The sequence below is a fragment of the Phocaeicola massiliensis B84634 = Timone 84634 = DSM 17679 = JCM 13223 genome (assembly GCF_000382445.1).
Lineage (GTDB): Bacteria > Bacteroidota > Bacteroidia > Bacteroidales > Bacteroidaceae > Phocaeicola > Phocaeicola massiliensis.
Window position 1 is genome coordinate 1,612,558 of the sequence record NZ_KB905472.1, and the last position, 13,174, is coordinate 1,625,731.

General features: G+C 44.6%; 7 protein-coding genes. 4 read left to right on the plus strand and 3 right to left on the minus strand.

Annotation, left to right across the window (positions count from 1 at the left end; all coding sequences use genetic code 11):
* Window positions 1–134 precede the first annotated feature (134 nt).
* Window positions 135–2,348, minus strand: coding sequence for a heavy metal translocating P-type ATPase (locus HMPREF1534_RS12180; RefSeq protein ID WP_005938884.1), 2,214 nt, complete (start codon window positions 2,346–2,348; stop codon window positions 135–137).
* Between the two features lie 177 nt (window positions 2,349–2,525).
* Here HMPREF1534_RS12180 and HMPREF1534_RS12175 point away from each other — a divergent pair, with 177 nt between their 5' ends.
* The 4 genes from HMPREF1534_RS12175 to gcvP all read left to right on the plus strand — a co-directional run bounded on the left by HMPREF1534_RS12175 (window position 2,526) and on the right by gcvP (window position 7,643).
* Window positions 2,526–3,386, plus strand: a complete 861-nt coding sequence (locus tag HMPREF1534_RS12175) for a DUF3298 and DUF4163 domain-containing protein (protein WP_025066854.1) — start codon at window positions 2,526–2,528, stop codon at window positions 3,384–3,386.
* An 8-nt stretch (window positions 3,387–3,394) separates the two neighbouring features.
* Complete coding sequence (rsmG, locus tag HMPREF1534_RS12170; RefSeq protein ID WP_005938890.1) at window positions 3,395–4,021, plus strand: 16S rRNA (guanine(527)-N(7))-methyltransferase RsmG; 627 nt, start codon at window positions 3,395–3,397, stop codon at window positions 4,019–4,021.
* Window positions 4,022–4,042: 21 nt separating this feature from the next.
* Window positions 4,043–4,681 carry an MBL fold metallo-hydrolase gene (locus HMPREF1534_RS12165; RefSeq protein ID WP_005938894.1) on the plus strand — a complete coding sequence of 213 codons (639 nt, stop codon included), beginning with the start codon at window positions 4,043–4,045 and terminating at the stop codon, window positions 4,679–4,681.
* Between the two features lie 112 nt (window positions 4,682–4,793).
* The gene (gcvP, locus tag HMPREF1534_RS12160) at window positions 4,794–7,643 is read left to right on the plus strand and encodes an aminomethyl-transferring glycine dehydrogenase (protein WP_005938898.1); all 2,850 of its coding nucleotides are present in this window, start codon (window positions 4,794–4,796) and stop codon (window positions 7,641–7,643) included.
* Window positions 7,644–8,597: 954 nt separating this feature from the next.
* Here the strand turns inward: gcvP and HMPREF1534_RS12150 are convergent.
* On the minus strand, window positions 8,598–9,959 hold the full coding sequence (locus HMPREF1534_RS12150; RefSeq protein ID WP_005938907.1) for a TolC family protein: 1,362 nt from the start codon (window positions 9,957–9,959) through the stop codon (window positions 8,598–8,600).
* 12 nt (window positions 9,960–9,971) lie between these two features.
* Window positions 9,972–13,169, minus strand: coding sequence for an efflux RND transporter permease subunit (locus HMPREF1534_RS12145; RefSeq protein ID WP_025066838.1), 3,198 nt, complete (start codon window positions 13,167–13,169; stop codon window positions 9,972–9,974).
* Window positions 13,170–13,174 lie beyond the last annotated feature (5 nt).

The window sequence follows — 13,174 nt, forward strand, 5'->3', positions numbered from 1 at the left end:
TTGATTTATTGTTTTATTATGAGACTGTCTCCAAAGGTATATTGCACTATCTTTCTCTGCTCTGTCATTCTTCACATTGTCCGAGATAACAAAGCAGTCTAGCTTTTTGGACAGCCTCATAATAAAAAAACAGTTTACAGTTTCCGCCAATTTAGGCTTAAACTATTTAACACCACACTAACCGAACTGCAAGCCATGGCAGCACTGGCAATCATCGGATTCAATAAGATGCCATACATCGGAAACAGGATACCTGCTGCAATAGGAATACCAATCAAATTGTATATAAATGCCCAGAAAAGATTCTGATGTATCAGCCTTACTGTTTTACGAGATAATTTAAACGCCTTTGGGAGCAACAGCAAATCTGAGGTCATTAATGTAACCATTGCTACATCCATTGCAATATCCGTACCCTTACCCATCGCAATACTCACATCGGCACGGGCCAAGGCCTGCGAATCATTGATTCCGTCACCGACCATGGCAACCAACCTGCCCTCACGCTGTAGTTCTTTAATCACATTTTCTTTATCATCAGGTAAAGCTTCGGCTATAAAACGGTTGGCATTAATTTCTCCCGCCACATTTTGTGCTGTCAGATGTCCGTCACCTGTCAGTAACACAACATACTTGCCTTCTGCCTGCATCTGTTTCACTGCCTGAATAGATGTCGGCTTCACCTTATCGCTTATGACAATAACGGCCAACAACGTACTTTCCTCGCCAAAGTAAACCAGACTCTTGCCACTACGCTCGTATTCTTCCACCATACTTTTCAGCAGGTCGGATACTTTTGCGCCGAAATCATTTAACAGACGATGACTGCCTGCCCAATATGTCTTACCTCCGCGAGTCACAACAATACCGCGCCCCGTACGACTTTCGAAAGAATCTATAATGGCAGGCTTATTGCCATCCTTCTTCAATTCCTCTACAATAGCAAGTGCCAACGGATGTTCGGATTTCAATTCCGCTGCATACAAAATGCCTTTATGCTCGTTTACCCAACCGGCATCATGCAACCAACCTGTCACTGTCGGACGACCTTCTGTTACAGTTCCGGTTTTATCAAGTACTACCGTATCCACCTTTCGCATCTGCTCCAACGCCACAGCATCTTTAATCAGAATATGAGCTTCAGCTCCTTTACCTATACCAACCATCAAAGCAGTAGGCGTAGCTAATCCTAAAGCACAGGGGCAGGCGATAACCAATACAGAGACAGCCGAGAGCATCGCATAAGAGAAATCATCCACCCCACCCACTATCATCCAAACAATAAAAGTAAGAATAGCTATTGCCAGTACCGTCGGTACAAAAACAGCAGTAACCTTATCTACAATGCGTTGTACGGGAGCCTTTGAACCTTGTGCTTCCTGCACCATGCGGATAATCTGTGCCAGTACCGTTTCTCTTCCCACCTTCTCTGCACTCATAACAAAAGCACCATTTTGGTTTATCGTACCGGCAAGCACTTTATCATTCAACTTTTTTTCTACCGGAATGGGTTCACCGCTTATCATACTCTCATCTATAAAAGTATCTCCTTCTACAATAAGTCCATCCACCGGAACACGTTCGCCCGGACGTACACTTACCTTATCACCCTTCTTTAATTCAGAAATAAGAATATCCTCTTCTTTACCATCGCGCAGAATACGGGCCGTCTTCGGTTGCAACCCCATTAATTTACGAATCGCCATAGAAGTTTTTCCTTTCGCTTTTTCTTCCATCAGCTTTCCTACAAGTACAAAGGCAATAATCACTGTTGCAGCTTCATAATATACATGAGGCTCCAATCCTTGTTCATACCAGAACCGAGGATAGAGTGTATTGAACAGACTAAACAAGAAAGCGATAGAAGTACTCAGTGCCACTAAAGTATCCATATTACTGGTAAAATGTTTAGCTTGCTTCCATGCGTTAACATAAAAAGCATGTCCGGAATAAAACAGCACAGGCAATGACAACACAAGCATCCACCAGTTTATGCCCGGAAAATCCATAAAAAACATTCCCATAAAAGCTACCGGCAAAGCAAATATCCACGCCACTACAGTCTTTCGCTGTAGTTGTTCATAATAGGAATGTTCTGCTTCTTCCTGTTCTTCCATAGAGTTGTCTTCATCGATTATCAAATCGAAACCGATTTTCATCACTGCATCCTTCAACTGTTCCGGTGAAACGACATCAGAATTGAAATCCACAGTCAGGACAGCAGCAGCCAGATTAACCGATGCATCCTCTACTCCTTCTTGTTTCTTTACTATTTTTTCTACATTATTGGCACACGCCGCACAATGCATCCCCATGACGGGATATACTTTCTTTGTAATCTTGCTCATATATCTTTTTCTTTTTTTCCTATCTATCATTCAACGGACAAATTTAGGAAAAAGTTCATGCAACTCAGTTGCCAAAAGACAAATATATTTTCGTTTTTTAAGAGGACAATTCACGAAGTTATTCTATATTTGTGGAGAAAGTTTAGACAGAATACCCATATTAATTAACAAAAAGACATGAAAAGACGAAATATAATGATGTCTGTTGCAACAACATGTATTGTCTCCTGCTTTTTATTGTCAGGATGTAACGGACAAAAACAAATTGATAGCAGTACAATAGAATATATAAATCTGAAAGAGGATGTACATTTGGAAGATAATACAACCTCTCCTGCCTGCAAAATGACTATTGATTACGCTTATTTAGCAGAAAAAAATGGCAATGACACCATTGCACATAAAATTAATCACACTGTCCAGTCCACTATTTTAGGAAAGAAGTATGCCGAAATGGAACCGCAGGCTGCTATAGACTCGTTTAAGAATGTGTATGTACGCGAATACCGTAACAGTGTAGCGGATTTATATAAGGAAGATGTCAAGAACGGTACCTCAAAAGACGAACTCCCTTCGTGGTACAATTACGAATACAGCCTAACCACTCAATTCAAAGATGGCAAAGAAGGTGTTCTGAATTATACAGCTGTCACTTTCGAATATTCGGGAGGAGCACATCCCAACCAATGGGAAAATTGGCTAAACTTTGACAAGAATACCGGTAAACGACTGACATTGAAAGATGTATTTATGGCTGGTTCGGAAACTCCAATGAGTAAAATGTTGCTGGAAAAACTGATAAAAGAAATGGCAACCAAACTGGATAACAGCAATATTCAATCCTTGGAAGACCTGCAAAATGAAGGAATACTGAATTCAACCAATATGTATGTGCCCGACAATTTCCTGTTGGAGAAAAACGAAGCATCGTTCTTATACAACAAATATGATATCGCTCCCTATGCAATGGGAACCATTGTTCTTTCACTGCCTTATGCAGAAATAGAAAAATACATGATACATCAAACCAACAACTAAGAAACAGAATGGAATTAATATTGAAATACTTTCCCCGCCTCACAGAGAAGCAAAAAGAACAATTTGCCGCCCTGTATGATTTATATACCGATTGGAACAGCAAAATCAACGTGATTTCACGTAAAGACATTACCAACCTTTACGAACACCACGTACTCCATTCGTTGGGCATTGCCAAAGTGATAAACTTCACTCCCAGCACACACGTTATGGACCTCGGTACAGGCGGCGGTTTTCCGGGCATTCCTTTGGCTATCCTCTTTCCCGAAACTAACTTTCATTTGGTAGACAGTATCGGAAAGAAAGTAAAAGTAGCGACCGAAGTGGCCGGTGCCATCGGACTGACCAATGTCACTTTCCGCCATTGTCGTGCCGAAGAAGAAAAAGAGAAATTCGATTTCGTCGTAAGCCGCGCAGTCATGCCTTTGGGAGATTTGATAAAAATAATCCGCAAGAACATCTCACAAGAGCAACACAATGCGCTTCCCAACGGACTGATTTGCCTGAAAGGAGGAGAATTGGGACAGGAAACAATGCCTGTGAAGCACAAAACTGTGATATATGACTTGAAAGAGGAATTCGACGAAGATTTTTTTGAGACCAAGAAAGTAGTTTACGTTACCATCAACGGTTAAATTATAATAGATTAAAGCGCCATGAGAATAAAGAGATTCGAGTTCAACATGTTTCCGGTAAACTGTTATATACTATCGGACGAGACAAAGGAAGCGGTTATCATCGACGCAGGCTGTTTTTACGAAGAAGAGAAGCAGGCATTGAAGAAATATATCGATGACAACGGACTGAACGTGAAACATCTGCTGAACACACATCTGCATTTAGACCACATTTTCGGTAATCCTTTTCTGCTGAAAGAATATGGTTTAAAGGCGGAAGCCAACCAAGCAGACGAATTTTGGCTGAACCAAGCAGATGCACAAGCACGGATGTTCGGTTTCCAATTGCCCGAACCACCTGTTCCACTAGGAAAATATGTATGCGACGGAGATGTCATCACCTTCGGAAACACCAAGTTGGAAGCAATCCACGTACCCGGTCATTCCCCCGGCAGCATCGTTTATTACTGCAAAGAAGAGAACTGCCTGTTTAGCGGCGACGTGTTGTTTCAGGGAAGCATCGGCCGTGCAGACCTCACCGGAGGAAACTTCGACGAGTTGCGTGAACATATTTGCAGCCGTTTGTTCGTTCTGCCCGGCGATACTACAGTTTACCCCGGACACGGCGACCCGACCACTATTGGAATCGAGAAGAAAAACAATCCTTTCTTCAGATAAAGAGAAGATAAATCCTGCTGTTCCGGAAATTACTCCGAATACCGGAAAACCGACTCGGAATGACCTGTGGACAGCAAATACGATATTAAAAATATAAACCTATTATTAAACCATGAAAACAGATTTATTAGCCGACCGACATATCGGTATTCAGGAAGCAGACCTTCCCGCTATGTTGGAGAAAATAGGCGTGAAAAGCCTTGATGAACTGATTAACAAGACTATTCCGTCTAAAATTCGTTTGAAAGAACCATTGGCATTGGCAGCCCCGATGACCGAACGCGAATTCGCCGAACACATTGCAGGGTTGGCCTCTCTAAACAAGATTTACACCTCTTATATCGGCATGGGCTGGTATGACACCATCACTCCTGCCGTTATCCAACGCAATGTGTTTGAAAATCCTGCATGGTACACCTCTTATACTCCTTATCAGACAGAAGTTTCGCAAGGACGCCTGGAAGCGTTGCTGAACTTCCAGACCGTGATATCCGACCTCACGGCTATGCCTCTTGCCAACTGCTCCCTGCTGGATGAAGCGACAGCAGCAGCAGAAGCGGCAACCATGATGTACGGACTTCGCAGCCGTGACCAGCAAAAGAAAGGCACCAATGTATTGTTTGTGGACGAAAGCATTTTCCCACAGAATCTGGCAGTCATCCAGACACGCGTCATTCCGCAAGGAATGAAAATACAGGTAGGCAACTACAAAGAACTGGAATTTACTCCCGAAATCTTTGCCTGCATTATCCAATATCCGAATGCCAGCGGCAGCGTGGAAGATTATCGCGAGTTTGTAGAAAAAGCACATGCAGCCAACTGTAAAGTGGCAGTAGATGCAGATATCCTGAGTCTTGCCCTGCTCCTGCCTCCGGGCGAATGGGGAGCAGACATCGTATTCGGAAGCACCCAGCGATTAGGTATTCCTCTATTCTATGGAGGTCCGTCGGCAGCTTACTTTGCCACACGCGACGAATATAAGCGCAATATGCCGGGACGCATCATCGGCCTGTCCAAAGACAAGTATGGCAAAATCTGCTACCGCATGGCTTTACAAACCCGAGAACAGCATATCAAACGTGAAAAAGCAACTTCCAACATCTGTACCGCACAGGCATTGCTCGCTACAATGGCAGGCTTCTATGCTGTGTATCACGGCCAAGAAGGAATCAAGAACATTGCCAAACGTATCCACAGCATCACCACTTGGCTGAACAAAGCCTTGGCTCGTCTGGGCTATGTGCAGCACAACGAAATATTCTTCGACACCTTGCGTTTCAGCCTTCCCGACCACGTATCGGCACAAAAGCTCCGCACAATTGCATTGAGTAAGGAAGTAAACTTGTGTTACTACGACAATGGTGACGTAGGCTTCAGCATCGATGAGACAACCGATTTGAAAGATGTCAATCTCCTGCTCTCCATCTTCTCTATTGCCGCCGAAGAAACCATGCAGGAAGTGACCGACATTCCCGAAGCATCTTCGCTGAACCGCGACTTGCGCCGTCGCACTTCATTCCTGACACACGAGGTATTCAACAAATACCACACCGAAACAGAAATGATGCGCTACATCAAACGCCTGGAGCGCAAAGACATCTCTTTGGCGCATTCCATGATTTCGCTCGGTTCATGTACCATGAAACTGAATGCCGCTTCAGAAATGCTTCCTCTGAGCAACTTAGGATGGATGGCCATTCACCCGTTAGTTCCTGAAGACCAAGCAAAAGGATATCAGATGCTCATCAATAACTTAAGCGAACAACTGAAAGTCATCACCGGATTTGCAGGAATCACTCTCCAGCCAAACTCGGGTGCAGCAGGCGAATACACCGGTCTGCGTGTCATCCGCGCATATCTGGAAAGCATCGGTCAAGGACACCGCAACAAAATACTGATTCCCGCTTCGGCTCACGGAACCAATCCGGCATCGGCTGTACAATGCGGTTACACTACCGTCACTTGTGCCTGCGATGACAAAGGTAATGTAGACGTAGAAGACCTGCGTGCCAAAGCAGAAGAACACAAAGATGAGTTGGCAGCACTGATGATTACTTATCCGTCCACCCACGGAATCTTTGAACCCGAAATAGCTGAGATATGTAAAATTATTCATAAGTGCGGTGCACAAGTATATATGGATGGCGCCAACATGAATGCACAGGTAGGTTTGACCAATCCGGGCACTATCGGTGCAGACGTCTGCCACCTTAACCTGCATAAGACCTTTGCCAGTCCTCACGGCGGCGGCGGTCCCGGCGTAGGTCCGGTGTGCGTGGCCGAGCATCTGGTTCCGTTCCTTCCGGGACACTCCATTTTCGGCAACAGCACCAACGAAGTTTCCTCTGCCCCATACGGCAGTGCAGGTATCCTGCCCATCACATACGGTTACATCTGCATGATGGGTGCCGAAGGACTGACACGTGCCACCAAGACTGCTATCCTGAGCGCCAACTATCTGGCTGCATGTTTCAAAGACACTTACGGCATTGTTTACACAGGAGCGACAGGATTCGTAGGTCACGAAATGATTTTGGACTGCCGTTACCTGCACGAGGAATCAGGCATCAGCGAAAACGACATTGCCAAACGCCTGATGGACTACGGTTATCATGCACCTACCCTGTCGTTCCCCGTACACGGTACTTTGATGATCGAACCGACCGAAAGTGAAAGTCTGTGGGAACTGGATAACTTTGTGAATGTAATGCAGACTATCTGGCAAGAAATTCAAGAAGTGAAAGAAGGCAAAGCAGACAAGGAAGACAATGTATTGCTCAACGCTCCGCATCCCGAATACGAAGTAGTTGCCAATGAATGGAACCACAGCTACAGCCGCGAAAAGGCTGCTTATCCTATAGAAACAGTACGCGAGAACAAGTTCTGGATTAATGTAGCGAGAGTAGATAATACGTTGGGCGACCGCAAACTTTTGCCGACCCGCTACGGAAAGTTTGAGTAAATATCCCCCAATTATAGGCGGCTACAGTCTGCCGCCTACAATAAAATAAAACAGCCCATGTCAAAGTCTGTTTCAGAGTAAGAACATGGACTGTTTTTAATATCAATACAATGCAAGAGTTCATTTGAAAGGCAAAGATTATCTTATTCAGAAGATTTACAAAACATGAATAGATATTCCTCTGAAAATGGATTATATCCATAAATCATACCATCAGGACCTACAGTAAAATCAGTTATCAACTCGTCCAACTCTAAATTATCTATATTTTTACCTTCCTTTAAACTATAGATTTCCACATGCGACCTTGCAGAAGACAAATCCTTGCAAGATATACTTTGTATGCTTTCGGTAATCCTCGTTCCTTATACCACACCGGGAAATGACGTATAAGGTCAGTCATTATTCTTGGGAATTTAACATATCAATCAAATACCTGTCCCCTGATGTTGTCTCCTCCGGTTTTCAACCCCCGCATGCGTTTTTGAGTTTCCTAAGCCGTTTCATTAGCCGGACCAAGCGTTTTCGTCCTTTCGATTATGCCTGTCTGTCCGTCGGATTACTACAGTCTCCGGCAGCGGACTGTATGGTTCGTTGCAGTGGACCGTACAGTCCACTGTAGCAGACTGTACAGTCCATTGCCGCAGACTGTAATAATCTTCCGTTAAAAAGGCCTTACCCGCCCCCGGGAAACGGCTTATTCTTCCCTTTGTTTGTGATATGATATTTAAATCCCCAAGAATAATAAGTGACCCGACGTATATCCTTCAGCTCTAATTTTCCACCATTCAAATTAGTAGCAGTGACAGTAAAAATGAAAATCTCTGTTGAAAGAGAAGATGGAGAAAAGACAGAGGTAGAAAAGACCTTGGTGTTTAAAGCGGGCTGTTCTAAAATCACTTTCCGAACAGCCCTTTCAGCCTTCATCGCTATGAAGATAACAGTAGATTTTTCCTATTCTCTTCCTCCTCCCAACGCCTGATAAAGACTAATCACACTTTGTATCTCGGTGAAACGGTTAGCTGTTTGCGAAAGCTGCGCACTCAGCAAAGTCTGTCGGGCAGTCAAGACTTCGAGATAGTTTGTCGTCCCATGCTCCATCAGCAAGGAAGTACTTTTCAATGCCTTTTGCAGAGATACTATCTGTTTGTCAAATAATACCGTTTTCTCGCGACTTGTCTGACAAGCAGTCAAAGCATCATTTACCTCACTGCCGGCATTCAGAAGAGCCTGTTCGAAAAAGAGACGAGCTTCTTCCTGTTGTGCTTTTGATATGCGGTATTGAGCAATAACCTGACCTCTGTTAAACAATGGTTGAGTAAGTGAACCGACAGCCGAAGCCAGGAACTTGCCGGGATTAACAATCATGCTTCCTGCAGAATTAGTCCATCCGGCACTTCCACTCAACACAATGGAAGGATAAAACGCAGAACGTGCCTGATTTGTTCCGTAAAAAGCTGCTTCCAGTGAACGTTCTGCCGAACGGACATCGGGACGATTGGCAAGCATCTGCATGGGGATACCTACCGAAAGGTCTTGCGTAAAATGCTGTGCAGACAATGTTCCGCGCTCATAATGACGAGGCGTTTCGGCAAGGAGTAACGCAAGACTGTTTTCTACCTGATTAATTTGTTCCTTCAAGTCGAGGATAGAAGTTTGAACACTATAATAAGTTGCTTCCATCTGTGAAACTCCCGCTTCATTGTATTGTCCCGCTTCCATCAAGGCACGTGCAGAGACAACAGTTTCTTTCCATGCCTGTTCGGTTTGTTGAGTCAGCGAGAGTTGCTCATCCAACATCAACAAGGTATAATAAGTATTGGCTATTCCTGCTATCAATTGAGTACGAACCGCTTGTTGATAGTCCTGACTCTGAGCATACAAAGCCTTTGCCTGACGCTTGGCATTACGCATACGACCGAAAATATCCAGTTCCCAACTGGCGGTAACGGGCAAAGAATAAGCCTGCACAGCCTTTTGCTTGTCAAAGCTGCTCACTGTACCTTGTGGAGCAAGAGAAAATGAAGGAAGAAAAGCTAATTTAGCAGAAAGCAACGTGGCTTTCGCCTCTTCTACACGAAGCTGTGCAGACAGGTAATCGGTGTTGCTTTGTAATCCTTGCTCAATAAGTTCCTGCAATCGCGGATCGGTGAATAATTCACGCCAATCCACATTGCCCAGATTAGCGGTGTCGACTACTGCCGTTCCTTCACCATAAAGATTATCGGGGGCTGTCGTTTCGGGCTGATATTTGGTGTATATACCGCAACTGCTCAACAAAGCAGTAACGGTAGTCAGTAATAGTATTTTCTTCATATTCTTCTTACATTATTTCTTTTTTTCATTGCCAAAAGTACTCTGTTCCGCATGACTTCTTTCCTTTTCCAACAAAACTTGCGCATCGGGTTCCTCTTCCATCGGCTTGCGAATCTTCTCTTGCAAGAACTCGAAGATGATATAGAAAACAGGAACAACAAAAAGCAATGCCAGTGTTCCAACAGCCATACCACCCACAACACCGGTGCCCAATGAACTGTTTCCATTAGCACCTGCACCGGTAGAAAACATCAACGGAAGCATACCGAAAATCATAGTCAAGACTGTCATCAGAATAGGGCGTAAACGAACCTGCGCAGCAGAATAAGCAGATTCTACGATACCCATACCTTTGCGGCGGCGTTCGATAGCGTATTCTGTAATCAGGATGGCCGTCTTTGCCAATAATCCAATCAACATAATCACACCGGTTTGCAAATAGATGTTATTCTCCAATCCAAAGAGTTTCGCAAACAGAAAACTTCCCATCAGTCCGAAAGGCACGGACAGAATGACGGCAAATGGAACAAGAAAGCTTTCATAGAGACAGGACAGAATCAGATAAATAAGCAATACGCACACAGCATAAACGAACAGTGTCTTTCCGCCACCGTTATTTGATTCCTCACGCGCCATACCGCCATATTCATAACCATAACCTGTCGGCAGAGTCTGCGCCGCCACCTCTTCAATCACTTTCTGCACTTCACCGGAAGAATAGCCTTCGGCCGGATTCACGTTGGCAGTGATAGAACTATAGAGGTTAAAGCGATTGGCTACTTCAGGTCCTAACACTTTCTTCAGAGTAACAAACTGACTGACAGGTGCCATCTCCGAGCCGTTGCGTACAAACATATTATTTAAGGCATGCTCATCCAGACGATATTCGGGCGAAGCCTGCATCATAACACGATATACCTTTCCAAACTGATTATAATTAGAGATATACGCGCCACCACAATAACTGCCCAATGCATCAAGTACCGTCGAGGGAGAAATACCGGCACGTTTGCATTTGGCTGCATCCACATCCACCGATATCTGCGGGAAGTTCATGGCGTATGACGTATAAGCCATCGCTACTTCGGGATGCTGGTTGAGTGCACCGAGGAACTGCATCACCGAGTTATAGAAGGTAGTCATATCACCGCCTGTTCGGTCTTGAAGATTCAGTTCGATGGAGTTACCCATACCATATCCGGGAATCATACCGGGCTGGAAGCTGAATATCTGCGCATCCTTAATTTGATAGAACTGCGCATTAAGCCGTGCCACCACCGCATCTGATGTATGTTCGTTACCCTTTCGTTCGCTCCAGTCTCTCAGACGAATCACAATCAGACCGTATGAAGTTCCCTGACCGGAAAGGAATCCATATCCTGCCACACGTGAATAGTGCTCTATTTCAGGTGTCTTTTTCAAGATATCTTCCAATTTATTCATTACTTTATTCGTTTCTTCGAGGGTACTGCCCGGCGAAGTAGCAATGTTTACCATGATAACGCCCTGATCTTCCTGAGGCACCAAGCCTGTTTTGGTAGTACCCATGAAATAAACCAGCAGTACTGTCGTGATAGCCAGTGAAGCCCATACCATCCACCGATGGCGGATAAAGAAAAGAACTCCTTTCTTATATTTTCCCAATACGGCATTAAACGAAGCATTATAGGCAGCACGCACTCGTCCGTTGATACTCTTTGCACTTTTAGTTCCGTCCGACGGACGCATCATAATGGCACAAAGCGCCGGACACAAAGTCAGAGCCGAAATCATGGAGATACCCACAGAGGTTGCCATCGTGATACCAAACTGGGTATAGAAAATCCCGGAAGTTCCTCCTGTAAATGTAACAGGAATAAATACTGCCATAAAGACACAGGTACATGAAATAATAGCCATCGTCACATCTCCCATGGCATCCTTTGTTGCCAAATAAGAAGACTTATATCCGACATCGAACTTGGACTGGACAGCTTCCACCACCACAATGGCATCGTCCACCACCGTACCGATAGCAAGCACCAATGCGAAAAGCGTCAGGATATTGATACTGAAGCCCGCAGCCATCAGGCAAGCAAAGGTTCCAATCAACGATACAATAATGGAAATGGATGGAATAAGTGTACTCTTGAAATCCTGAAGAAAGAAATACACAACCAAAACCACCAAAATAATGGCGATTACCAGTGTTTCCACCACATTATGTATAGAAGCAAAAAGGAAGTCATTGGAACTCATCATGTTGACAAACTCAGTACCCTGAGGCAAATCTTTTTCCATTTCCTTCATCTTCTTTGAAATCGATTCGTTCACGGCGGTAGCATTTGATCCGGCCGTCTGGAATACGATAAACATTACAGCCGGCTTGCCATCCATCTCACTGCTGAAACTGTAGGTCTGTGTACCCAGTTCCACATCTGCCACATCTTTCAGACGGAGCACAGAACCGTCGGCTTGTGCACGAACTACGGTATTCCGGAATTCATCCACGCTTTTCAGTTGTCCGCGATACTTCATGGTGAACTGAAACACATTCTTTGAATTCTCACCCAACGAACCGGTAGGTGCCTCTATATTTTGTTCGCCCAATACGGCTGTTACATCCGAAGGCACAAGACCATATTGTGCCATACGTTCCGGGTGCAACCAAATGCGCATACTGTACGTATCTCCCAGCATCATCACATCTCCTACTCCTTCCACACGCTTGATTTGAGGAATCACATTGATATCCATATAATTTCCCAGGAATATCTTGTCATAACGTCCGTCGGTGCTTGCCAATGCATTAATCTGCAAGAAACTGGTCTGGCGTTTCTGCGTCATCACACCGATTTTCGTCACTTCGGCAGGCAGCAACCCCTGCGCTTTGGACACTCGGTTCTGTACATTGACGGCCGCCATATCGGGGTCTGTCCCCTGTTTGAAATACACCTCGATGGTAGCCGTACCTGCATTTGTAGCAGTAGAAGTGATATACATCATATCCTCCACACCATTGATGCTTTCTTCCAATGGCATGATTACACTATTCATCACAGCTTCGGCATCGGCACCTGTATAGGTAGCAGATACCTGCACAGTGGGAGGAGCGATATCGGGATATTGCTCTACGGGCAATGAGAAAAGGGAAATCAATCCAATCACCACTATCAGAATAGAAATGGATATGGCCATTACCGGCCTTTTTATAAATATATTTCCTTTCATGATTC